General features: G+C 65.3%; 19 protein-coding genes, 1 tRNA gene and 1 other RNA gene. 2 read left to right on the forward strand and 19 right to left on the reverse strand.

Annotation, left to right across the window (positions count from 1 at the left end; all coding sequences use genetic code 11):
• Positions 1-14 precede the first annotated feature (14 nt).
• From dnaX to RCI06_RS00980, 4 genes are all read right to left on the reverse strand, one after another.
• Positions 15-1,625: a DNA polymerase III subunit gamma/tau gene (dnaX, locus tag RCI06_RS00965; protein WP_306573665.1), complete on the reverse strand. Its 1,611-nt coding sequence runs from the start codon at positions 1,623-1,625 to the stop codon at positions 15-17.
• Between the two features lie 60 nt (positions 1,626-1,685).
• An RNA gene (gene ffs, locus RCI06_RS00970) (signal recognition particle sRNA small type) lies at positions 1,686-1,783 on the reverse strand.
• Between the two features lie 85 nt (positions 1,784-1,868).
• A complete protein-coding gene (locus tag RCI06_RS00975) occupies positions 1,869-2,735 on the reverse strand; it encodes a DegV family protein (RefSeq protein ID WP_101550278.1) in 867 nt (288 codons plus the stop codon).
• Between the two features lie 121 nt (positions 2,736-2,856).
• The gene (locus RCI06_RS00980) at positions 2,857-4,473 is read right to left on the reverse strand and encodes a penicillin-binding protein 2 (RefSeq protein WP_306573667.1); all 1,617 of its coding nucleotides are present in this window, start codon (positions 4,471-4,473) and stop codon (positions 2,857-2,859) included.
• A gap of 156 nt (positions 4,474-4,629) precedes the next feature.
• On the opposite strand from RCI06_RS00980, the gene RCI06_RS00985 reads away from it, so the two are divergent.
• Entirely contained in the window at positions 4,630-5,388 is a 759-nt protein-coding gene (locus tag RCI06_RS00985; RefSeq protein ID WP_306573669.1) for a hypothetical protein, read from the forward strand.
• 47 nt (positions 5,389-5,435) lie between these two features.
• On the opposite strand, the gene RCI06_RS00990 is transcribed toward RCI06_RS00985, so the two are convergent.
• From RCI06_RS00990 to ruvC, 13 genes are all read right to left on the reverse strand, one after another.
• Positions 5,436-7,733 carry an ATP-dependent Clp protease ATP-binding subunit gene (locus tag RCI06_RS00990; RefSeq protein ID WP_101553202.1) on the reverse strand — a complete coding sequence of 766 codons (2,298 nt, stop codon included), beginning with the start codon at positions 7,731-7,733 and terminating at the stop codon, positions 5,436-5,438.
• A 121-nt stretch (positions 7,734-7,854) separates the two neighbouring features.
• Complete coding sequence (locus tag RCI06_RS00995) at positions 7,855-8,403, reverse strand: CDP-alcohol phosphatidyltransferase family protein (RefSeq protein WP_121586187.1); 549 nt, start codon at positions 8,401-8,403, stop codon at positions 7,855-7,857.
• Positions 8,404-8,442: 39 nt separating this feature from the next.
• Positions 8,443-9,156 (reverse strand): CvpA family protein, encoded by a 714-nt coding sequence (locus tag RCI06_RS01000; protein WP_306573671.1) that lies wholly within the window; start codon positions 9,154-9,156, stop codon positions 8,443-8,445.
• Between the two features lie 135 nt (positions 9,157-9,291).
• Entirely contained in the window at positions 9,292-10,731 is a 1,440-nt protein-coding gene (locus RCI06_RS01005; RefSeq protein ID WP_306573673.1) for a DUF5711 family protein, read from the reverse strand.
• Between the two features lie 25 nt (positions 10,732-10,756).
• Complete coding sequence (gene truA, locus RCI06_RS01010; RefSeq protein ID WP_306573674.1) at positions 10,757-11,491, reverse strand: tRNA pseudouridine(38-40) synthase TruA; 735 nt, start codon at positions 11,489-11,491, stop codon at positions 10,757-10,759.
• A 16-nt stretch (positions 11,492-11,507) separates the two neighbouring features.
• Positions 11,508-12,350, reverse strand: coding sequence for an energy-coupling factor transporter transmembrane protein EcfT (locus tag RCI06_RS01015; RefSeq protein WP_276872052.1), 843 nt, complete (start codon positions 12,348-12,350; stop codon positions 11,508-11,510).
• A complete protein-coding gene (locus tag RCI06_RS01020) occupies positions 12,343-13,212 on the reverse strand; it encodes an energy-coupling factor transporter ATPase (protein WP_101550261.1) in 870 nt (289 codons plus the stop codon). Before RCI06_RS01020 ends, RCI06_RS01015 begins: the two co-directional genes overlap by 8 nt.
• A complete protein-coding gene (locus RCI06_RS01025; RefSeq protein ID WP_306573677.1) occupies positions 13,209-14,072 on the reverse strand; it encodes an energy-coupling factor transporter ATPase in 864 nt (287 codons plus the stop codon). Before RCI06_RS01025 ends, RCI06_RS01020 begins: the two co-directional genes overlap by 4 nt.
• Before the next feature lie 112 nt (positions 14,073-14,184).
• The gene (locus tag RCI06_RS01030) at positions 14,185-15,051 is read right to left on the reverse strand and encodes a class I SAM-dependent methyltransferase (RefSeq protein ID WP_101550257.1); all 867 of its coding nucleotides are present in this window, start codon (positions 15,049-15,051) and stop codon (positions 14,185-14,187) included.
• Between the two features lie 4 nt (positions 15,052-15,055).
• The gene (glmM, locus tag RCI06_RS01035; RefSeq protein ID WP_306573679.1) at positions 15,056-16,396 is read right to left on the reverse strand and encodes a phosphoglucosamine mutase; all 1,341 of its coding nucleotides are present in this window, start codon (positions 16,394-16,396) and stop codon (positions 15,056-15,058) included.
• 34 nt (positions 16,397-16,430) lie between these two features.
• On the reverse strand, positions 16,431-17,480 hold the full coding sequence (gene ruvB, locus RCI06_RS01040; RefSeq protein WP_101550253.1) for a Holliday junction branch migration DNA helicase RuvB: 1,050 nt from the start codon (positions 17,478-17,480) through the stop codon (positions 16,431-16,433).
• Positions 17,481-17,498: 18 nt separating this feature from the next.
• A complete protein-coding gene (gene ruvA / locus RCI06_RS01045; RefSeq protein ID WP_101550251.1) occupies positions 17,499-18,101 on the reverse strand; it encodes a Holliday junction branch migration protein RuvA in 603 nt (200 codons plus the stop codon).
• Between the two features lie 11 nt (positions 18,102-18,112).
• Positions 18,113-18,604, reverse strand: coding sequence for a crossover junction endodeoxyribonuclease RuvC (gene ruvC / locus RCI06_RS01050; protein WP_101550249.1), 492 nt, complete (start codon positions 18,602-18,604; stop codon positions 18,113-18,115).
• Between the two features lie 255 nt (positions 18,605-18,859).
• Here ruvC and RCI06_RS01055 point away from each other — a divergent pair.
• Positions 18,860-18,935: transfer RNA gene (locus RCI06_RS01055), tRNA-Val, on the forward strand.
• Between the two features lie 318 nt (positions 18,936-19,253).
• Here RCI06_RS01055 and RCI06_RS01060 read toward each other — a convergent pair.
• Both RCI06_RS01060 and RCI06_RS01065 read right to left on the reverse strand, forming a co-directional pair.
• Positions 19,254-19,937 (reverse strand): fructose-6-phosphate aldolase, encoded by a 684-nt coding sequence (locus tag RCI06_RS01060; RefSeq protein WP_101550247.1) that lies wholly within the window; start codon positions 19,935-19,937, stop codon positions 19,254-19,256.
• Positions 19,938-19,970: 33 nt separating this feature from the next.
• On the reverse strand, positions 19,971-22,373 hold the full coding sequence (locus RCI06_RS01065; protein ID WP_306573682.1) for a glycyl radical protein: 2,403 nt from the start codon (positions 22,371-22,373) through the stop codon (positions 19,971-19,973).
• Between the last annotated feature and the right edge of the window lie 6 nt (positions 22,374-22,379).

Raw genomic sequence — 22,379 nt, forward strand, 5'->3', positions numbered from 1 at the left:
CTGTTGTTTCCTTTTTATTTCAGTTCCACCGGCACGCCCAGGTCGCTCGCCTTTTTGAGAAGCCCGTCAAGCGGGTCGGCGGAGACTTCGGCAACCGCGTGTTTTTTGGCGTTGTAGGGCCCGAGGCTGAACTTCTGCCCCGTCACCGCGAAGATCGCGTCGCGCAGGCTCTCCTTCGCGGCGGGACTCGTGCGCAACAGCGTGCGGAAGAAGTCGCTTTCGCAGTCGATCAGCATGAGGTCGCCGCTCGTGAAGGCGCGCGACCCGGTCATCGCGCCGCAGAGCGCGCCGTTGTGCCTGCCCAGCTCCGAAAGCACCTTCGCCCAATCCCTGAAAGGCGAAACCTCGCTCTTTCCCTCAGCCTTTTCGGCGCGCTGTTCGGGCGCGGGGCGTGCCCCGGCCGTGGGCGCCGCTGCCGCCACGGGCGGCTCCGGCGCCGTCCCGCGCGGCGCGTCCGGTTCCGGCGCGCGCGCCGGGGCCCCGGTCCGTACCGCCCGTTCGAGCTTCTCGAGGCGTTCGCCCAGCGCTTCCAGTCCGCCGCCCATCTGCTCGTCGCACAGCCTTACGACGGCCATTTCGAGCTCGGTGCGTTTGAAGGCGGTGCGGGAGAGCCTGCCCAGCGTGTCGCCAAGCAGGTCGAGGGAATAGAGAATCCGCGTGAGCGGCAGGTCCTTCGCCTGGGCGCGCAGCCGTTCAAGGTCCTCCGGCGTGCCCTGCACGAGGTCGTCCGGTTCGCGGACGGTCTTGACGATCATCAGGTCGCGATAGTGGCCGATAAGCTGTTCGCAGAGGCGGGAAAAGTCGATGGAATTCTCGCTGAGCCTGCCGATGACGGCGAGCGCCCCGGAGGGGTCGCGCCCGTTCACCGCGTCGGCGAGGTCGAAGAGGTGGGACTGCCCGGCAAGCCCGGCGGCCTCGGTGACGGTGGAAAGGGTGATCTCCTTTCCGTAGGAGGCGCACAGGTCGAGCAGCGACAGCGCGTCGCGCATCCCTCCGTCCGACAGCCGCGCGATGAGCAGCGCCGCGTCGTCCGCGAGGGAGAGCGCCTCCTCGCCCGCCACATGGAGCAGACGGTCGGCGATCGTGCGGGATTTGATGCGCTTAAAGTCGAACCGCTGGCAGCGGGAGAGGATGGTCGGCAGCACCTTGTGGATTTCGGTGGTGGCGAGGATAAAAATGACGTGCGCGGGCGGCTCCTCGAGGATTTTGAGCAGGGCGTTGACCGCGCCGGGCGAGAGCATGTGGCACTCGTCGAGGATGTAGACGCGGTATTTGACCGAGGCCGGGAGGAAATACGCCTCCTCCCGGAGCTGGCGGATGTTGTCCACGCCGTTGTTGCTGGCCGCGTCGATCTCGACCACGTCGAGCACCGAGCCGTCGTCGATCCCCCGGCAGGCGGCGCATTCGTTGCAGGGGTTGCCGTCCACCGGGCGCTCGCAGTTGACCGCCTTGGCCACGATCTTGGAACAGGTGGTCTTGCCCGTCCCGCGCGAGCCGGTAAAGAGGTAGGCGTGGGAAAATTTGCCCGCGGCGACCTCGTTCTTGAGGGTCGCGGTGATGTGCTCCTGCCCGACCACCTCGTCGAAGGTCTTCGGCCGCCATTTGCGGTAGAGCGCCTGGTACATCGATTCCCACCACCTTTCCGTAAGAAGAAAAAAACGCAAAACTGTGTGCCCACATATGCGGACATGCAGATTACCTGCGGCACACATCACAACCGCTTAATGCTGCTCGGTTCCCCGCCTGACATGGTTCACGGCGCTCTGTCGCACAGGACCCGCATACCCGCATGTCTGGGCACACAATGTCTTGCGTATGCTGAACTAGGATATTATAGCACGGTATTGGGAAAATTTCAAGATTGGATTTTACTTGTGCTTGGCGTAGAAGAAGAGCGCGACCGTCCCGGGGCCCGAGTGGGCGCCGATGACCGGGCCGACATAGCTGATCGTATAGTCCTTGAGCCCGAACCGCCGGCACACCTCGTCGGCCACGAACTGGGCGTCGTCGATGCAGTCGCCGTGGCTGATGGCAAACCGGTCGCATTTCTCCGGGTCCATCTGGCGCGCCATGCCCTCCACCAGCCCCAGCAGGGAGTTGCGGCGGCCGCGCACCTTGCCGGTGGGGATGAGCCTGCCCGCGTCGTCGACGTGGAGGAGCGGCTTGATGCCGAGCATCGTCCCGAACACGGCGGCCGTCTTGGAGACGCGCCCGCCGCGGTGGAGGTGGTTGAGGTCGTCCACGGTGAAGAGATGCGCCTGGCGGGGGATATCCTCCTTGATCCGCTCGGCGCTCTCGTCGAGGCTGAGGCCCTGCTCCCTGTACATGACGGCGCGCGCCACAAGCATCCCCTGCCCCGCCGACGCGGCGAGGGAATCGAGCACGATGATCCGCTGGGTGGGATACTGGGGCGCGAGCTCCTCGGCAGCGAGGCGGACGCTATTGTAGGTGCCGGAGAGCGCGGAGGAAAACATGATGCAGAGCAGGTCGCTGCCCGCGTCGAGCAGCGGGGTCAGCGCGCGAACGGCGTCCTCGATGTTCACCTGCGCGGTGATCGGCATCTCGCCCGCCCGCACCATGTCGTAGAAGGCGGGGCGGGAAAGCGACGGATCGTTGCAGGGCCTGGTGACGCCGCCGATCGTGTAAGTCAGTTCCAGCTCCACGATGTGGTTCTCGGCCGCAAACCCCGGGACCATATCCGCGCAGGAGTCGGTAACGATGACGTAAGGATTCATGTGTGTACCCTCCCAACAGGAATTGCCAATTTTCCCCCATTATACCACAGTTCCCGCCCCGGTTCCATACGAAAATGCCCATCCCCGGCGATTTTCTTTCAGGGCGGAGGGGATTTCCCGTCTATTTTCCCTGCCGTTGCAGCTCGGTGACCAGGATGCCGTCCGCGATCTTGCGGAAGATGGGGGCGGCGGTGTCCTCGCCCGATTTGCCGTCCTCCACGAGCACGACCACCGCGTATTTCGGGGTGTCCGCCGGGAAGTAGCCCGCAAACCACGCGTGTACGACTTCGCTCTCCTCCACACCCGGCTCCAGGTAGATGCCCGTCTGGGCGGAGGCCGTCTTGCCGCCCGCGCCCACGCCGGCGACCGTCGGCTTGGCCTTGACGCCGCTGCCCACCTCGACGTTGTTGACCAGCGTCTCCCGCAGGATGTCGGAGGTGCGCTTGGAAAAGACGCGACTGGGGGCATAGGCCGCCGTATGCTCATAGTAGGTCTTCCCGTCGTCGGTGAAGCCCTCGACGAGCCGGGGCGTCACCGCGAAGCCGCCGTTGGCCGTGGTGGACACCATCTGCGCGATCTGGATGGGGGTGGCCGTGAGGGAGCCCTGCCCGAAGGAGAGGTTTGCGACGGCCGCGTCGCTCTCGAGCTCCGCGTCGGAGGGCAGGGTCCCGCTCTGGGTGCGGATGTCGTCGGTGAACTGGGCGGCGCGGGTGAATCCGATCTCCCGCGCCATCGAGACGATGTTCTTGCCCCCCGTCTCGAGCCCGAGATGGATGAAGAAGGGGTTGCAGGAGATCTCGATCGCCTTCTTGAGGTCGATGTTGCCGTGCCCGTTGCGCCAGTGACAGTAGAAGATATGCCCGCCGACGTCCGCGTACCCCTCGCAGGTGTACCGCTCGTAGCGGCTCACACCGCTTTCGAGCGCGGCGGCCGCCACCACCAGCTTGAAGGTCGAGCCCACGTTATACTGCGAGAAGGCGCGGTTGACGAACGGGCTGTCGGGGTCCTGCAGGCTTGCCGCGAGGTCGTTCGCGTCGTAGGCCGGCACCGAGACGGACGCCTTGACGTCGCCCGTGGCGACGTCCATCACCACCGCCGCGCCCTTTTCGACCCCCTTCATCGCCCGCTGGGCGATCCGCTGGAAGTCCGCGTCGAGGGTGAGCGCGACGCCCCCCTCGCTCTTGTAGTTGTCCCGCAGCACCTCGGGCGGGTTGAGGGTGAGGGTGTGTCCCGCCGCGTCAAGGGTGTAGCGCAGCTTGAGGCTGCCGTCATACTGCTTGAGCAGGTCGTCGTACGCCATCTCGATGCCCGCCGCGCCGTTCGTCTTTTCCGGGTTGAGGTAGCCGACGATGTGGGGCGCGAGCTGTTCGTCCCCGTAGCGTTCCACCGCGTCGATCATCTCGACCCCCTTGGCGTAGACCTCCTCCTCCACCGGGAGCAGGTAAGGCTTCGTCTGCGAGGCGCCCGCAGGCACCTGCTCCCCCGCCTCGGCAAGCGCGGTGAACGCCTCGGGCGAGGGCTGCACCGCCGCCAGCTTGCGCACCTCCGTGCCCACAAGGGGCTTGAGGTTGCAGTCGTAAATGACGCCGCGCGTGTTGTCCACATCGAGCACGAACGCGCTCTGGGTGTTCGCCGCCGAAGCGAGCGCGCCCCCCATCGAAAGCGCGTACACGCGGCAGATCATCCCCGTAAATATCAGCACCAGCGCCGCATAGACGCCGACCGCCCTTCTTCCCATAAGCCGTCTCCTTTGCCTTTTCGTTACCTCTATTGTTGGCGGGAGACGGCGGATTTTATACGCGCCGCGCCCGCGCGGGAAAATTCCCGGCGGGGCGCAGAAAAACCGGGCTTTTCCGGCACTTCTATGTCAGAAAGATGAAAAGGGGCTGATCCGATGAACCGGACCGTTGCTGTACTGCTCGCATTGACGCTTTTTTTGACCGGCTGCGCCCATCCCGCATCCACGCCGGCCGCGTCCTCCGCGCCGGAGTCCGCCGCATTTGGCGCTCCCTCCGCGCCGCCAGAGCCGGAGGCGCCCGAAGCCGGCTCCGGGACGGACGGCGCGTCGTCGAAAGCGGAGACCTCCGCGCCGGCGGCGGTGACCGACGTGGACGTCCTCCCCTCCGGCATCCGGGGCCTCACCTACGCCGAGGCGCTCGCCGACCCCGATTTCGGCGGCTGCGTCCCGCGGGAGCTTGTCGAGGGGTTTGCCGTGCGTGAGGCCCACCGCGGCGCGGACTCCCTCTTCATCAGCTTTGAGCAGGCGGTCGGCAACGCCGATTACCGCGAGCTCGTCCTTTCGGCCTCCCGCGCGGAGCCGGGCGACGGGGAACGCACCGTCGACGTCGACGCGGTCGAGAGCTACGACGTGCACCTCTACGAAATCCCCTGGGCGGACAGCGTGCCCGAAGAATATTTGGAAACCTTCGACCACCCCCTCTTTCGCGCGGAGGACCTCTCCCCGCAGGTGCTCGCGCGTCGGGTGTATGACCACCGGGAGCTGGGGGACGAACACGTGGCCGCCGATTTCTCGGTGCTCTGCAAAGACGGCGTCACGATCCGCGTTATGGCGCGCAACATCGACGCGCTCGCGCTCTTTGATTTGCTCCAAAGCCTGCCCGCCGTGACCGCCGGGCAGGATGCGGCCGGCTGACGGCAGTCAAAAAGCGGCGCTCACCTTCCGGTGAGCGCCGCTTTTGTTTACTGGTAGATAAGCCTCAGACCGCCGTCCTCGACGGCCAGCTTCATCAGCGCGGGGACGTGGTCGGGGTCGTCGACCAGACGCAGGCTGATGGCGTCCTCGACCTCCTTGCGGATGACGGTGCGCAGGTCGCGCGCGCCGCTGCGCTTGCCGTACGCCTTGTGGGCGATGAGCGCCGCAGCCTCGTCGTCCCAGCCGAACTTGATCCCCTTCTCGGCCAGCGGGTCCTTGAGTTCTCCGAGCATCAGCCCGGCGATCCTGCGGAAATCCCCCTCGTCGAGCGGGCGGAAAACGACCACCTCGTCGACGCGCGCCAGAAACTCCGGCCGCAAAAACTCGGAAAGCGCCTTGAGCGCCTTCTCCTTCGAGGCCTCCCCCTCGGTGCGGTTGAAGCCGAGCGCGCCTTCGCGCCGCTCGCTGCCCGCGTTGGAGGTCATGACGATGACGGTGTTCTCGAACGAGCAGACCCTGCCGTGCGCGTCGGTGATGCGCCCCTCGTCGAGGATTTGCAGCAGGATGTTGAGCACGTCGGGATGGGCCTTTTCGATCTCGTCGAAGAGGACGACCGAATAGGGCTTTCGGCGCACCTTTTCGGTGAGCTGCCCCGCCTCGTCGTAGCCGACGTATCCCGGGGGCGAGCCGACCAGCCGGCTGACCGTGTGCTTCTCCATGAATTCGGACATGTCCAGCCGGATGAGCGGGTCGGCCGAATCGAAGAGCTCCTTGGAGAGCACCTTGACCAGCTCGGTCTTGCCCACGCCGGTCGGGCCGACGAAGATGAAGGAGGCCGGGCGGCGGCGGGCGGAAATCTGCACGCGGGAGCGGCGCACGGCGGCGCTCACCAGCTCGACCGCCTCGTCCTGCCCGATGATCTTCTCCTTGAGCGCGGGCTCGAGCCGGGCCACCCGGCGCAGCTCGGTCTCGCGGATCTTGGCGGCGGGGATGCCCGTCCACAGTTCGATGACGTTGGCGAGGTCGTCCCCCGTCACCGGCTGGGCCAGCGCCCTGGGGCCGACCTCCTTGAGCTTTTCATCGATGACGATCTTTTCCCCGCGCAGCCGCGCGATCGCCTCGTAATCGGGCTCGTCGGTCGACGCCTCGAGCTCCTCGAGCTGCTCGGTCACGTCGCCGTCCTGCTTCATCAGGCGGTCGTACTCCGCGAGGTCGGCGTTGCGCAGCACGGCGGCCGAGCAGGCCTCGTCGAGCAGATCGATCGCCTTGTCGGGCAGGAAGCGGTCGGTGATATACCGCTCGGACAGCACGACGGTCATGCGCGCCAGCTCGTCGCTGACCACCACCCGGTGGTGCTGCTCGTAGTAGCTCTTGATCCCCTTGATGATCTCGACCGACTCCCCGATCGAGGGCTCCTCGATCGTCACCGGCTGGAAGCGGCGCTCGAGCGCGGCGTCCTTTTCGATGTTCTTGCGGTATTCGTTGAAGGTGGTCGCGCCGATCACCTGGATCTCCCCGCGGGAGAGGGCGGGCTTCAAAATATTCGCGGCGTTCATCGAGCCCTCCGAATCGCCCGCGCCGACGAGGTTGTGGACCTCGTCGATGAAGAGGATGACGTTGCCCGCCTCCTTGATATCCTCGACGAGCCCCTTGACGCGGCTCTCGAACTGCCCGCGGAACTGGGTGCCCGCGATGAGCGCCGTCAGATCGAGCAGGTAGAGCTTCTTGTCCGCGAGGCGGAAGGGCACGTCGCCGCACGCCAGCCGCTGCGCAATCCCCTCGGCAACCGCCGTCTTGCCGACGCCCGGTTCGCCGATCAGGCAGGGGTTATTCTTGGTGCGGCGGTTGAGGATCTGGATGACGCGGCCGATCTCCCGGTCTCGTCCGATGATCCGGTCGATCTTCCCCTGCTCCGCCTTGAGCGACAGGTTGTCGCAGTAGGCGTCGAGGTGCTTGTATTTTTTTTCGGGGGCGCCGCGCTTATTGCGCGGGGGCTTGGGCTTCTCGCGCAGCCGCGCGGGCGGCTCCTGCGGAAGCTCCTCCTTTTTCGGCTCCTGCGGCACCAGCCCGCCGCCGAGGATGTTTTGCAGAAAGGGCGGCAGCGCCTGCGCGCCGCCCATCTCAAAGCCGTTCTCGCCGTCCGCGCCGAACATATCCATCATCTGGTCGGAGACGCTGTCCAACTCGTCGTCGGTGATGCCCATCTTCTCCATCAGGTCGCTGACCGGCTTGAGCCCGAGCTCCTTCGCGCAGCGCAGGCAGAGCCCCTCGTTGACCGTTTTATCCCCGTCAAGGCGGGTCATGAAGACCACCGCCAGGCGTTTCTTGCATCTTGTACACATCATATCCATCAGATTTTTCACCTTTTCTCACAAACGGAAATAGAATCTACCAGACTATATTGTATATGCCCGTTGTGAACAACATATTAACGCGTCATAAATAATCATACGATTTTGGTGTAGTTTACCGTTTTTTGGCGGAACGCAGCATCCCCCAGAACATCACCCCGTACCGCAGCAGCGAGAAGAGCATGAAGACGAGCAGCAGCAGGAGCATCACAAGGATGGTCCCGTCGCTCAGCGACGGGAAGGCCACGATCGTGATCATAATGACGTAGAACATAACGGTCGCGAGCTTGCCGAACCACTTGGCCCCCTCGATGGTGACCCGCTTGCGGTGCAGGCGCAGTCCGCCGACCAGCATGAGGAATTCCTTGAGGATGAAGACCGCGTAGAGTGGCCAGAGGTGCGGCTTCGTAATCCACAGCGCCGCGACGACGGAGGCCAGGGTGAGCTTGTCCGCGATGGGGTCGAGGATTTTGCCGAGCTGGGTGATCTGGTTGCAGCGCCGCGCGATATAGCCGTCGAGCGTGTCGCTGAGCGCCGAAACCCCGAGGATCAGCGCCGCCGCGTAGAATTGCAGCTGCGTCTGCGCGGTCAGGAACCGCCACAAAAAGAGCGGGATCAGCACGATCCGCAGGACGGTCAGCGCGTTCGGAACATTCATTTTCATGGCGGTCAACCCTCTCTCTGGCGTCGGAGGCCAAACGGCTTATGCAAGCTGCCCCAGCAGCGTGGGATCGGCGAAATAGCGGAACAGGAAGGTGTGGCCGATCGTGTCGGCGCGGAAGATCCACCAGCCCTCCGGATAGATGCCCAGCAGCCCCCGCAGCAGGAAGGCGAACACCCACACGAGCAGCACCCCCTCGAGGACGCCCACCGCGCCGCCGAGCAGCGCGTTGATCGGGCCGACCACCGGCAGGTGGTTGACGATCCCCAGCGTGGAGAGCAGGATGTTCGCGATGATCGACAGGATGGAGAAGAGCAGCACGAACCCGATCATGCCGATCGCGCTGACCATGAGCGGACGCAGGGTGGCGTCCGCCAGCTCTTCCACGATCCCGTCGGCGAGCGCCTGCGGGTCGAACTCGTCGGGCAGCATCTCCTTCATCGAGTCAAGCCCGCTTTCCAGCGCGCCGAGGCCGTCGTCGAGCGCCGAGAGCATCCCCGCCCGCCCGTAGGAGATGAGGTCCGCTCCGCCGGGTTCGCGCGGCGCCTCCTGGCGGTGGGTAATCATCGGCTCTACCACCCGGTCATAGACGACCGGGGCGGCCGCGCGGCTGAAGAAGGAGGCCGCGAGAATGATCGCGACATAGGCGACCATCTGGATGACCGTGCGCAAAAAGCCCTTTTTCGCCGCCGCGTGCGCGCAATAAACCACGATGGTGACGGCGGCGATATCCAATAAAATGGCTGCAATGTCCATAGATTCCCTTTCCTGCGGCTGTGCGCCCACCGGCGCGGGACGCGCGGCGGGAGCGCCGCAGCAAAAAGCGCTCCGCACAGGCGTCATGGCCGCTGCGGCCATTATACCAAATCTGCCGCAAATTTACAAATCGGTTCAGCCTCCCGGCGCGAGGTCGTCGTAGTTGAGAAGGTCGCCCGACGAGGCGTCCCCGGAAGGGGCCGCGCTTTCGGGGGCGGATTCCGGCTCGGAAGCGCTTTCAGGCGCCGAATCCGGCTGGAGGTTTTCCGCGTCCCCGCCGCTTTCCGAAGGCGCTTCCTCCCCGGACGGCTGCAAAGACGCCTCCCCGGAAGGGCCGTCGTCCTCGTCCGCGGGGGCGCTTTCCTCCCCGGAGGAGGCGGGCGCTTCCTTGCCGGAGGAGGCGGGCGGCGCGATCTCGCCGATGTCGATGACGTTGATCGCCGTGTCGGTCGTGTAGTAGAGCTTGCCGCCGACCGGCTGGATCTGGCTCAAGCTGTTGATCTGCACCGACGCCGCCATCGCGCCGTCGAAGCCGAGGATGTGCAGACGGTCCTTGGCCATCAGGTAGATGTAGTCGCTGTCCGCCTTGACGCCCGAGATGTTGTAGTCGATGGTAAACCGCCCGATCTCGTTGAAATCGCGGTCGAGGGTCACCACCGAGAGGCGCTTCTCCTTGTCGTAGTTGCCAAGCACGAGCACCAGCCTGCCGTCGGGAGAATCGGCGTAGCGGTCGAGCACCGTCTCGCCGAAGGCGAAGGACGCCGTCTCCCGCAGGTCGCCGTCAAAGAGGATGACCCGCTGGTCGGTCAGCGCGCGGATCGCGCTCGCGCTGCGGTAGTCGACCATCAGGAGCAATTCGCCCGGCAGGTCGACCCGGCCGGTGTCCCCCTCCTGGTAGCTGAACTGAAATTTCCGGATGCTCGAGAGGTATTTGCCGTCCGACGCGTCCACGAACCCGACCGCCATCGTATCGCGGTTGTCGGCCAGCGAGATGCTGATGATCGGCGTGTTCCCCGAGAAGCGGAAGATCTCCTCGGCGCCGCGGTTGTAGACGATGACGCGCGCGAGCGCGTCGTTCGCGCCGGTGACGACCGCGAAGTTGCCGTTGGTGGCGAGGTCCGCGGTATGTATCTGGCTGTCGGTCGTGACCGACGAAAGCTGCGCCGACTTGGAGTAGACCGCCAGCTTTTCGGCGCTCGGGTCGTAGAGCAGGATGCGGTCGCGGGCGGTCTTGAGGGTCTGGCTGGCCATGCCGTGCTGCACGCCCAGCATCTGCCCGCCCGAGGAATTGTAGGTGTAGAGGTTGGTGTCGGTGAGCATCACGAGCGCGTCCCCCGCGCTCTCGAGCTCCGTCACCTGCCCGCCCGGCAGAGAGACGGGATATCCGTCGCCCGACGCCATCCCCGCCCGGAGGTCGCTGTAGGCGGTTTTGAGGTCAAGATCGCCCGCCTGGCGGATGACCGTCACGCAGAGGAAGACCACCGCCGCGAAAAGCGCGAGGATGAAGAGGCTCCGCACCATCCGGCGCCGTGCGCGGCGGCGGCGCACCTTTTCAAGATCGGTTAACTGTGCCATCGGTTTTCCTCCCGTGAAGCTGAAATCAGTAGAATACCGCGTCGAGGTAGAGCCCGTGCGGCGGGGCGGTCGGACCGGCCGCGGCGCGGTCGCGGCCCGCGAGGATGCGGGGGATGTCGGAGGGGGCGAGCGCCCCGCGCGAAACCTCCAGCAGCGTGCCCGTCATGATGCGGACCATGTTGTAGAGAAAGCCGCCGCCCGTGACCGAGAAGGTGACGAGCGCCCCCTCGCGCGCGACCGACGCGGCGGTGATGGTGCGCACCGTGTCCTCCACCGAGCCGCCCGCGCTGCAAAACGCCGCGAAGTCGTGCGTCCCGATAAACTGCCGCGCCGCCGCGTCCATCGCATTTTCGTCGAGCGGGTATTTCCAGTGGAGCGCGAGACCGCTCAGGAACGGGTCGCGCACCGGGGAATTGTAGATCTTGTAGAGGTACCGCTTGCCGGTGCAGGAGTAGCGCGGATGGAACTCCTCCGGCACCTCGCGGCAGCCGGTCACGGCGATATCCTCCGGCAGGCGCACGTTCATCGCGCGCACCACCGCGTCGCAGGGGATGCCGCTCTCGGTGCGCAGGGCGAGCGCGAAGCGGTTGGCGTGCACCCCCGCGTCGGTGCGGGAGCAGCCCTTCACGTCGAGCCGCGCGCCGAACACCGCCTCCACCGCGTCCTGTACCACCTGTGCCACGGAAAGCGCGTTTTGCTGCACCTGGAAGCCGTGGTAATTCGTGCCGCGGTAGCGCAGGGTCAAAAGCAGATGGCGCAACCCCGTCACCTCCCCGCTAGACAGAACGAAGCAGCAGGCCCAGCTGCTCCAAAACCCGGGCCCCGTAAAGATTGGAAAGGACGATGAAGACCAGGCAGGCCCCCACGAAGACGGCGCTCCACACGTCGCGCGGGTGGATCTTGAGCTGCTTCATGCGGGTACGGCCTTCTCCGCCGCGGTAGCAGCGGCACTCCATCGCGAGCGCCAGCTCGTCCGCGCGGCGGAACGCCGACACGAAGAGCGGGATCAGGATCGGGATGAGCGCGCGCGCCCGCTGCATGAGCCCGCCGCTCTCGAGGTCGGCGCCGCGCGCCTTCTGGGCCGACATGATCTTGTCGGTCTCCTCGATGAGGGTCGGGATGAAGCGCAGCGCGATCGTCATCATCATCGCGAGCTCGTGCACCGGCAGCTTGAAGCGCTTGAGCGGGTTGCAGAGCCGCTCGATGCCGTCGGTGAGCGCGATGGGCGAGGTCGTGTAGGTCAGCAGGCTGGTGCCCGCGATCAGGCAGACGATGCGCACGCTCATGAATACGGCGGTCTTGACCCCCTCCGCCGTGAGCTTTAAAATCCACCACTGGAAAAGCACCCTGCCGTCGATGAAGAACATGTTGAGGACCGAGGTGAAGACGATGATCGGCACCACGGGCTTTAAGCTCCGCAGGATCATCACCGGCGGGATTTTGGAGATCCCGTAGACGAGCACGAGAAAGAGCACCCCGACCGCGAGCCCCACCGCGTTCTGCGCGGTAAAGAGCAGGATGATGTACGCGACCGTGAGCACGATCTTCATGCGCGGGTCGAGCTTGTGGATGGGGGAGGTCCCGGGGAAATACTGGCCGATCGTGATATCCTTAAGCATGGTTCCCCGCCCCCTTTCCGAGCAGCGAAAGCAGCTCCTCGCGCGCGTAGTCCATCGTGTAGACGCTCTCGCTCACCGGGAAGCCCTCCTCCCGCAGACCCATGAAGATGCGGGTCACCTGCGGCACCGAAAGGCCCATCCTCGTGATCTCCTCCGCGCGGGAGAAGACCTTCGCCACGTCGTCGTACATCGCGACGCCCGAGCGGTTGAGCACGAGCACCTTGCGCGCGTAGCGCGCGATGTCCTCCATGCTGTGGGAGACGAGCAGCACCGTGTTGCCCCGCTCCCGGTGGTAGCGCTTGATCTGTCCGAGGATGCTGTCGCGCCCCTTGGGGTCAAGCCCCGCGGTCGGCTCGTCGAGCACGAGGATGTCCGGGTTCATCGCGAGCACCCCCGCGATCGCCACCCGGCGCTTCTGCCCGCCCGAAAGCTCGAAGGGCGATTTCTGCAAATGGTAGTCGCGCAGGCCGACGAAGTTGGCGGCCTCGCGCACCCGCTCGTCCACCTGCGCGGGCGAGAGCCCCATGTTGACCGGTCCGAACGCGATGTCCTTGTAGACCGTCTCCTCAAAGAGCTGGTATTCGGGGTACTGGAACACCAGCCCCACCTTGAAGCGGTATTCCCGCAGGTTGGTCTCCTTGGCCCACAGGTCGGTCCCGTTGATGAGCACCCGGCCCGAGGTGGGCTTCAAAAGCCCGTTGAAGTGCTGGATGAGGGTCGACTTTCCCGAGCCGGTGTGCCCGATGACGCCGACGAACTCCCCCTGCTCGATCTCGAGGTTCACATGGTCGATGGCCGTCTTCTGGAAGGGGGTGCCGGCCGAATAGGTGTAGGTGAGCTCCTCCGTTTTGATTGCGATCATCTGGCGCCCACCCCCTTTTTGCGCAGCGCGTCCGAGATGGCCGCGACGGCCTCCGCCTCGGTGAGGATGTCGCCCGGCAGGTCGAACCCCGCCTGCCGCAGCTGCCAGCAGAGCTCGGTGGCCTGCGGCACGTCGAGCCCGACCTCCTTGAGCTCCCGCACGTGGGAGAAGACCTCCCGCGGCGGCGCGTCGAAGAGGAGCTCGCCGTCGTTCATCACGACGACCCGCTCCGCCTGCGCCGCCTCCTCCATATAGTGGGTGATCAGCACGACGGTGATGCCGTTTTCGCGGTTGAGGCGCTTGATCACGCTCAAAACCTCGCGGCGGCCCTTGGGGTCGAGCATCGCGGTCGGCTCGTCGAGCACGATGCAGCGCGGGCGCATCGCGATGATGCCCGCGATCGCGATCCGCTGCTTCTGCCCGCCCGAAAGCTGGTGCGGCGCGTGGGTCCTGTACTCGGTCATCCCCACGTCGGAAAGCGACTCGTCCACCCGGCGGCGGATTTCCGCCGGGTCGACCCCCATGTTCTCCGGCCCGAACGCCACGTCCTCCTCGACGATCGTCGCGACGATCTGGTTGTCCGGGTTCTGGAACACCATGCCCACCTGCTGGCGGATGTCGTAGAGCTTGTCCTCGTCCGTCGTGTCGATGCCGCAGACGGTCACCTTTCCCTCGTTCGGGACGAGGATCGCGTTAAAATGCTTGGCCAGCGTGGATTTGCCCGAGCCGTTATGGCCGAGCACCGCCACAAACTGCCCCTCCGGGATGGTAAGGCTCACGCCCCGCAGGACGATATTCAGTTGGTTGTCCTCTTTCGGGTAGCCAAAGACCACCCGTTCCGCGGAAATGATGTCTTCCATTTGGCTGTCTCCTCTTAGATGGTCCGGTTCCCCGGGGGGATACCGGCCGTGTGAGCTTGTCTGTTTCTGCGGGCCGCGCCCGCGATGCGTTATCCGCGCGTCCGGACGGCGGTCACGGTTCGCGCGTCCAGACGGCGGTGCTCCCGCAGGGGAGCACCAGCCCCGTCCGCGTGACCGGCAGGCCGATCTCGTCGGCGGACACCCGCCCGCCGAATCGTTCCCCCACCGTCACCGACAGGATGTACGCCATCACCGACGGGGAGAGCCCTGTCGTATAGGAATTGAGCAGGAAAAATTCCGGCGCGTCCGACAGCGCCCCCGCGCAGAGGCTCACGAGGTCGAAGACGCTGTCCTCCAGCTTCCACACCTCGCCGCCCGGGCCGCGCCCGTAGCTCGGCGGGTCCATGACGATGCCGTCGTACCGGACGCCGCGGCGGATCTCCCGCTCGACGAACTTCTTGCAGTCGTCGACGATCCAGCGGACGGGCCTGTCCGAAAGGCCGGAGCGCGCGGCGTTGTCCCGCGCCCACTGCACCATCCCCTTGGAGGCGTCGACGTGGCAGACCTTCGCGCCCGCCGCCGCGCAGGCGAGCGTCGCGCCGCCCGTGTAGGCGAAGAGGTTGAGGACGCTCAGCTCCCGGCCGGCGTTTTTGACAAGGCCGTCCATCAGGTCCCAGTTGACCGCCTGCTCGGGGAAGAGCCCCGTGTGCTTGAAGCCGGTCGGCCGGATGCAGAACCGGAGCGGTCCGTAGCCGATCTCCCATTCAGCGCGCGGCAGGCGGTTCACCTGCCAGCTGCCGCCGCCGCTCGACGAGCGGTTGTATCGCGCGTTGGCGCGGCCCCACTCCGGACCCTTCGGCGTCTTCCAGATCACCTGCGGGTCGGGGCGGGCGAGGATCACATCCCCCCACCGCTCCAGCTTTTCGCCGTCCGCCGCGTCGAGCAGTTCAAAGTCCTTCCATCCGGTTGCTGCGCGCATGTCATTACCCCTTTATCACGTCCGCGATCTCCCGCGCGATCGCCTCGATCTCTCCGATGTCCTGCCCCTCGACCATGATGCGGATGAGCGGCTCGGTCCCCGACGCGCGCACGAGCACCCGCCCGTCGCCGCCCAGCCGGTCGTTCTGCCGCTCGATCTCCCCCTGCACCCGCGCGTCCTGCGAGAGCGACGCCTTCATTTCCGGCGTCGCGCGGATGTTTAAGAGGGTCTGCGGATAGGTCTTCATGAGCCCCGCCGCCTCGGAGAGGGGCTTGTGGAAGAGCTTTAAAAGGCTCAGCAGCTGGATGCCCGAAAGCTGCCCGTCCCCCGTGGGCATGAAGTCGCGGAAGATGATGTGCCCCGACTGCTCCCCGCCGATGCAGAAGTCCTCGGCGAGCATCGTTTCGAGCACGTAGCGGTCCCCGACCTTGGTGGCCTTGGTCGCGATGCCGTGCTTTTCGGCGAACTTGAAGAGGCCGAGGTTGCTCATCACGGTGGCCACAAGGGTGTTGTTTTTCAGTTTGCCCTGCTCCTTGAGATGGTATGCGAAGAGGGCGATCAGCCGGTCGCCGTCGACCAGCCCGCCGTTCTCGTCCACCGCGAGGCAGCGGTCGGCGTCCCCGTCGAAGGCGAGCCCCGCGTCGAAGCCGCCCGCGCGCACCCGCGCGCAGAGCTCCCCGATGTGGGTGCTGCCGCAACCGTCGTTGATGTTTTTGCCGTCCGGCTCGGCGTGGAGGATGTCGCAGTCCGCGCCCAGCCCCTCAAAGAGCTTTTTCGCCGTGACGCTCGCGCTGCCGTTGGCGCAGTCGAGCGCGACGCGCAGCCCCGAGAGGTCGCACTCCACGGTGGTCTTGAGGTACTCCACATAGTCGTCCACCGCGCTGTCCGCGCGGCGCACCGTGCCGATCTCCGCCGGGGCCTTGATCGAATAGGGCTTCTCGTGGTCGAGCACGATCCGCTCGATCTCCTCCTCCTGCGCGTCAAGCAGCTTGTAGCCCCGGGAGGAAAAGATTTTGATGCCGTTATATTCATAGGGGTTGTGGCTCGCCGAGAGCATCACCCCCGCGTCCGCGCCGTACCTGGTCACCAGGAAGGCGACCGCCGGGGTGGGCACCACGCCGAGCAGCACCACGTCCGCCCCCGCGCTGCACAGCCCCGCCGCCATGGCGGATTCAAGCATGTCGGAGGAGATCCGCGTATCCTTGCCGACCAGGAAGGTCGGGCGGCGTCCGGTCGCCTCCTCCACCACCATGCCGGCCGCGCGGCCGAGGTTCATGGCGAGCTCGGGCGTCAGGTCGCCGTTGGCGACGCCGCGCACCCCGTCGGTTCCAAAAATTCTGCCCATTCGGTCTTTCTCCTATCGTATGTAATCGGTCCGCTCAGCCGAGCGTGAGCTGTCCGGGGGCGTCCTCCCCCGGCATTTTGAGCCCGAGATGCCCGTATGCCAGCGCGGTGGCGCACCGCCCGCGCGGGGTGCGCGCCAGAAAGCCGAGCTGCATGAGGTAGGGCTCGTAGACGTCCTCGAGCGTGATGGCCTCCTCGCCGACCGCCGCGGCCAGCGTGTCCAGCCCCACCGGGCCGCCCGCATAGTTCCTGATGATCGTCTCGAGCATCCGGCGGTCGGTCGTCTCGAGCCCGAGGTGGTCGATCTCCAGCCGGTCGAGCGCGATGGCGGCGATCTCCTTGGTGATCCTGCCGTCCCCCATCACCTGGGCGAAATCGCGCACCCGCTTCAAAAGCCGGTTGGCGACGCGCGGGGTGCCGCGGCTGCGGCGCGCCAGCTCAAACGCCCCTTCGGGGTCGCATTCGACCCCGAGGATCCCCGCGCTGCGCCGCACGATCGTGCAGAGCTCGTCGGCGGTGTACAGCTCCAGCCGCTGGATCACGCCGAACCGGTCGCGCAGCGGCGAGGTGAGCTGCCCCGCGCGCGTCGTCGCCCCGATCAGCGTGAAGTGCGGCAGGTCGATGCGGATCGACCGCGCCGACGGGCCCTTTCCGATGATGATATCCAGCGCGTAGTCCTCCATCGCGGGGTAGAGCACCTCTTCCACTGCGCGGGACAGCCGATGGATCTCATCTATAAACAGTATATCATTTGGCGCGAGATTGGTGAGTAACGCGGCCAAATCGCCCGGTTTTTCGATCGCCGGGCCGCTGGTGACGCGAATATTGACGTTCATCTCGTTGGCGATGATCCCCGAGAGGGTGGTCTTGCCCAGTCCCGGAGGGCCGTAGAGCAGCACGTGGTCGAGCGGTTCCCCGCGGCCCTTCGCCGCCTGGATGAAGACCCGCATGTTCTCCTTGACCTTCTCCTGCCCGATGTACTCCCCAAGCGTCCGGGGGCGCAGGGAGAGCTCGATCTCGCCGTCCGCCGGGGTATACTCCGGCGCGGCGATGCGGTTTTCAAAGTCCATCTCGTTGTCGAACATCCCCGATGCCCCCTCCCGTTATCTGCCGCCCGAAAGCGCCTTGAGCCCGTGCTTGATCAGTTCGTCCACCGGCGTGTCGGCGGCCATGCCCGCCAGCGCGCGCGCCGCCTCCGACTGGCTGTAGCCGAGCACGCACAGCGCGCTGACCGCCTCGCTCATATTGGTCGTCTCGCTGCGGAGCTGCGCGGCGACCTCCTGCATCCCCTCGGCGAGCCCGTCCGTCCCGAGCTTGTCCTTGAGCTCGAGGATGATCCGCTGGGCGACCTTCGGCCCGATGCCCGGCGCGTTGCGCAGGCTCTTCGCGTCGCCCGACGCGACCGCCAGCGAGAGCTGGTCGGGCGTCATGTCCGAAAGGACGGCCAGCGCCGACTTGGGCCCCACGCCGGACACGCCGATCAGCATCTGGAAGGCGGTCCGCTCCGCCTGGGTATAGAACCCGTAGAGGTCGAGCGCGTCCTCCCTTACGTTCAGGTGGGTATAGAGGGTGACCTCCCCGCCCGCCGGCGGCAGGCAGGAGAGGGTCGTCATCGTCGTCATGCACTTGTAGCCCACCCCGCCGCAGCTCACCACCGCGAGATAGGGCTCCACATGGATCAGCTTTCCGGTCACGCAGTAATACATCCCCGCGCCTCCTATCGGTATTTTGCAAGCAGCGAGCCCGCGCAGTGCGCGTGGCAGATGGCCAGCGCCAGCGCGTCGGCGGTGTCGTCCGGCCGCGGGACCTTTTCCAGCCCGAGCAGCCGGCGGGTCATCTCCATCACCTGCTGCTTTTCGGCCAGCCCGTAGCCGACCACCGACTGCTTGACCTGCATCGGCGTATACTCGTATACCGGCACGCCGCGCTGCTGCGCCGCGAGCAGGATCACCCCGCGCGCCTGCGCCACGTCGATGCCGGTGGTCTTGTTGTTGGTAAAGAAGAGCTGCTCGACCGACATCGCCGCGGGCGGGGTCTTGTCGAGCACCTGGCAGAGGTCGCCGTAGATGATTTCCAGGCGCGCCGGAAACGCCATCCCCGCCGGCGTGGTGATCGCGCCGAAGCGGATGGGCGTGAATTTCCCATAGGCATAATCGACCACCCCGAAGCCGACCGTGGCGTAGCCGGGGTCGATTCCCAGAATTACCATGACGCCCTCCTGTACATGCCAAATCAATTTATTATATCACATTCACGCACCGGCGAACAAGTGCTTTTCAGTTGGTTTTGACAGTGCGAAGGGGGCAATTTTTGACAGAACTGCACAATAAATCCCCCGGATTCCCCCCACACTCCTTGTCGATTTCCACGGTTTACAAATTTTTGCGCCAATTTTGAATTTTTCGCTTGCATTTTACCGAGAATTATATTATAATAACAAAGTCGCTGATAGAGACGACGATATGGACGGTTAGCTCAGCTGGTAGAGCACCTGCTTGACGTGCAGGGGGTCAGGGATTCGAGTTCCTTACCGTCCACCAGGGGTGCTGTCCGGGCAATCGCTTGGGCGGTACTTTTTTTGCTCTTTTTTAATTTCCATTTTTCTGGATATCACAATATATTTGATTTTTTCTCCCGATTTTCCACGAATATGACTATATACAGAATTGTAAATTTATGGTATACTAAAGGCGCAATCAAAATAAACCGTTTCCCCACAGAGCGTCCGCCTTTCCCGGCGGGCGTTTTGCTCTTCCCCGCCGTACCGCCCAAGACGCCTCCGCCGGGGCTGGAAAAATTGACCGCGGCGGAAAAAAGCCCGGCTGCCAGAGGCAGCCGGGCTTTTATGATCGTGCGGTTCAGATCGTCGACATCGTCTTGCCCGCGCCGTGGATCGCCTCAAAATCCTTCCGGAAGCCGTCCACCGCGCTGTCGATGCTGGTCATGCCCAGCCCCAGGCGGATGATGTCGGCGCCCACGGTGGCGCCCTGCGCGCCGCTCGCGTAGGCGGAGACGACCTGCGCGGCGTTCTTGAAGCTGGCGGCCAGGATCTTCGCGCCGCTGCCGCTGCCGTCGATGAACGCGCGGATCTCCGCGATGACCCGCGTGGGATCGGTGCAGTTATTCTCCATGCGGTTAAAATAGACCGCGATGTACTTCGCGCCCGCCAGTACGGCGAGCATCCCCTGCATCGTCGAATAGATCGCCGTGGCGGTGACGTTCACCCCCCCGGCGGAGAGCTTTTTGATGGCGGGCAGGCCCGCGGCGCTGACCGGGACCTTGATGAAGGTGTCCTTCCCGAGCTGATCGAGGATGTGGCGCGCCTCCTCCAGGATCGCGTCGGTGGCGGTGGAGACGACCTGCACGTGCAGGCTGCGCTTTTTTCCGCAGAGCGCCTTGATCTCCCGCAGGCGGGCGTAGACGTCGATCCCGCCCTCCTCCTTCAGGATCGTGGGGTTGGAGGTCACGCCGACGACCGGCCAGCTGTCCAGTCCCTCCTTCAAATCTTCCAGATTCGCGGTGTCAAGCATCAGTTCATACATATTGAAAACTCCCTTTCGGTCAATTGATCGGCGTTACAGGGCCTGCTCGGTGCGCTCGATGATGTCGTCCTGCGTCCTGCGCGAGAGGACGTTGAAGAAGGCGCTGTACCCAGCCACCCGCACGATGAGATCGCGGTGGTTTTCGGGGTGGGCCTGCGCGTCGAGCAGGGTGTCGCGCGAGACGACGTTGAACTGCACGTGGTAGCCGTGGAGGCGGTTGAAGAAGGTGCGCAGCAGCAGGACCAGCTTCTCGCGGTTCTCCTCCTTTTGGAGCATCTGCGGGGTGACCTTCTGGTTCAGGAGCACGCCGCCCGTGATCTCCTCGGTGGGCAGCTTGGAGACGCTCTTGAAGACCGCCGTCGGGCCGTTTCTGTCGGCCGCGTGGCTCGGGGAGCACCCCTCGGCCAACGGCTCGCCCGCCCTGCGGCCGTCGGGGGTCGCCAGCGTGCCCGCGCCCTGCGGGACGTTGGCCGAGATCGAGCTGGTGCCCGCGTAGTAGATTCCGCCGATCGGGCCGCGCCCGTACCGGGTGTTGTGGTATTTCTTCATCTCGTCGATGTAGACATTGTAGGCGTCCACAACGAGGTTGTCAACATAGTCGTCGTCGTTGCCGTACTTGGGCGCGGCCTGTAGGAGCGCCCGGATGCGCTCGTTTTCCGGTCCCTCGAAGTTCTGTTCCAGCGCCTCCCACAGGCGCGCCGGGGTGACCGCTGCGTCCTCGAAGACGACCTTTTTGACGGCGGCGAGGCTGTCGGCCAGGTTGGCGATGCCCACCTGCAGGTCGCTGATGAAGTCGTAGACCGCGCCGCCCTCCTTCATGTTGAGGCCGCGCTCGATGCAGTCGTCGGTGAGCGCGCTGCAGAGGATGTCGGCGGTGTTCTCCTCGAGCACCATGTCGCAGGTCGCGTCGATGACCGTGCACTGGCGGCACATCTCGCGGATAACCTTGTCCCAGCAGGCTTTCACCTCGTCGAAGCTCTCCATATCGCGGAAATGTCCCGTCCCCTCGCAGAGTCTGGTGCCCGACGCGGGATCGACGCCGTCGTTCATCGCGATGAGCAGCGCCTTGGGGAAGTTCAAAAAGCTCATGCCGGTGCAGCGGTAGCCCCACTTCCCGGGGACCGCCGTCTCGACGCAGCCGATCGCCGAATAGTTGTAGGCGTCCTCCGGCTTCACTCCCTTGGCGATGAAGGCGGGGATGATCACCTCGTCGTCGTTGAAGGCGGGCATTCCAAACCCGCAGCGCACCACCTCGACGCATTCGCGCATGAATTCGTCGGAAAGCCCCCTGTGGTAGCGCACGGTCAGGTTTGGCTGGGTCAGGCGGCACTGCGCCACGCTCCGGAGGATCAGCCGGCTCATCGGGTTGGTCGCGTCCCGCCCGTCGGGGGTCTGGCCCGCGATCGTCACGTTCTGGTAGAGGGGGCTGCCCGCGCTGAACTGGGTGTGGCTCCACGAGCGGATCTTGTTGATCGTGTAGGTCTTGAGCCAGAGGTTGCAGAGCAGCTCATCCGCCTGCGCCGCGGTGATCCTTCCGGCGGCGAGGTCCGCCTCGTAGTAGGGGTCGAGGTACTGGTCCATCCGCCCGTAGGAGAGGCTGTGGCCGTTCGATTCGATCTGGAGCACGAGATGGGTGAGCCAGAGGGCCTGCACGGCCTCCCGGAAGCTCTCCGCCGGCCCGTAGGGCACCTTGTTGAGGATCCGGCTCATCTCCAGGAGCTCCGCCCGGCGGGCTTCGTCCGGCTCCTCCTGCGCCGTCCGGAAGGCGAGGTCGGCGTACCGCCTGGCGAAGGCGCGCACCGCGTCCACCACGATGACGACCGCGCGGTAGAAATAGCTCTTGTGGATATTGCGGTAGTCGGTCAGGTCGAGCGTGGCGAGCTTTTCCTCCGCGCGGCGCTTATAGTCCCCGAGGCCCGCCCGCAGCATGTCGCCGTAATTGACCGCGCAGTGCGCGTCGCCCGAGGTGATGTTGCCCTCCGACTTGATGATGCCGAGGTCATAGTAGAGCCTCGAGTGGGGCGGGAAGGCCGCGAGGCCCCTGTCGAGCACCGTGTTGTGCTCCCAGAAGGGCGCGATCTCCCGCAGCTTCCGCTTATTCTCCTCCGTGATGTAAAAGACGTCGCCGTCCCGGCGCTCGAACTCGTCGAGCTCGTCGATCACCCACGACATCGCGTACTCGGGGAAGATCGGCGCGCTGCGGTTGCTCGACGCCTGGTTTCCGGCGATCAGCGTCTGCGGCTCGATGAAGATCGACATGCCCGCAAGCACCTCGCGCAGCATGATCGCGCGCTTGAGGGCGAGCGGCTGGTCCTGCCGCTCGCGGTAGACGCGGGTGGTGATCACCGCGCGCTCGACACAGACCTGCGGCTTCGCGTTCAGCAGCTCCTCGCGGAAGGCCGCCATGCGCGGGGTAAGCTCTCCAAAATAACTCATATCGGG

The sequence above is a fragment of the Anaerotruncus massiliensis (ex Togo et al. 2026) genome, from assembly GCF_030825285.1.
Classification (GTDB): domain Bacteria; phylum Bacillota; class Clostridia; order Oscillospirales; family Ruminococcaceae; genus Anaerotruncus; species Anaerotruncus massiliensis.

Bases quoted from the DNA above. Each gene is read 5' to 3' on its own strand.
- RCI06_RS01000 (WP_306573671.1), bottom strand. From the start codon at position 9,156: ATGGACATTGCAGCCATTTTATTGGATATCGCCGCCGTCACCATCGTG.
- RCI06_RS00995 (WP_121586187.1), bottom strand. From the start codon at position 8,403: ATGAAAATGAATGTTCCGAACGCGCTGACCGTCCTGCGGATCGTGCTG.
- RCI06_RS00975 (WP_101550278.1), bottom strand. From the start codon at position 2,735: ATGAATCCTTACGTCATCGTTACCGACTCCTGCGCGGATATGGTCCCG.
- dnaX (WP_306573665.1), bottom strand. From the start codon at position 1,625: ATGTACCAGGCGCTCTACCGCAAATGGCGGCCGAAGACCTTCGACGAG.
- RCI06_RS01020 (WP_101550261.1), bottom strand. From the start codon at position 13,212: ATGATCGCAATCAAAACGGAGGAGCTCACCTACACCTATTCGGCCGGC.
- RCI06_RS00990 (WP_101553202.1), bottom strand. From the start codon at position 7,733: ATGATGTGTACAAGATGCAAGAAACGCCTGGCGGTGGTCTTCATGACC.
- ruvC (WP_101550249.1), bottom strand. From the start codon at position 18,604: ATGGTAATTCTGGGAATCGACCCCGGCTACGCCACGGTCGGCTTCGGG.
- ruvB (WP_101550253.1), bottom strand. From the start codon at position 17,480: ATGTTCGACAACGAGATGGACTTTGAAAACCGCATCGCCGCGCCGGAG.
- ruvA (WP_101550251.1), bottom strand. From the start codon at position 18,101: ATGTATTACTGCGTGACCGGAAAGCTGATCCATGTGGAGCCCTATCTC.
- RCI06_RS01060 (WP_101550247.1), bottom strand. From the start codon at position 19,937: ATGTATGAACTGATGCTTGACACCGCGAATCTGGAAGATTTGAAGGAG.
- RCI06_RS01025 (WP_306573677.1), bottom strand. From the start codon at position 14,072: ATGGAAGACATCATTTCCGCGGAACGGGTGGTCTTTGGCTACCCGAAA.
- RCI06_RS00980 (WP_306573667.1), bottom strand. From the start codon at position 4,473: ATGGGAAGAAGGGCGGTCGGCGTCTATGCGGCGCTGGTGCTGATATTT.
- RCI06_RS00985 (WP_306573669.1), top strand. From the start codon at position 4,630: ATGAACCGGACCGTTGCTGTACTGCTCGCATTGACGCTTTTTTTGACC.
- RCI06_RS01030 (WP_101550257.1), bottom strand. From the start codon at position 15,051: ATGCGCGCAGCAACCGGATGGAAGGACTTTGAACTGCTCGACGCGGCG.
- RCI06_RS01015 (WP_276872052.1), bottom strand. From the start codon at position 12,350: ATGCTTAAGGATATCACGATCGGCCAGTATTTCCCCGGGACCTCCCCC.
- RCI06_RS01005 (WP_306573673.1), bottom strand. From the start codon at position 10,731: ATGGCACAGTTAACCGATCTTGAAAAGGTGCGCCGCCGCCGCGCACGG.
- glmM (WP_306573679.1), bottom strand. From the start codon at position 16,396: ATGGGCAGAATTTTTGGAACCGACGGGGTGCGCGGCGTCGCCAACGGC.
- RCI06_RS01065 (WP_306573682.1), bottom strand. From the start codon at position 22,373: ATGAGTTATTTTGGAGAGCTTACCCCGCGCATGGCGGCCTTCCGCGAG.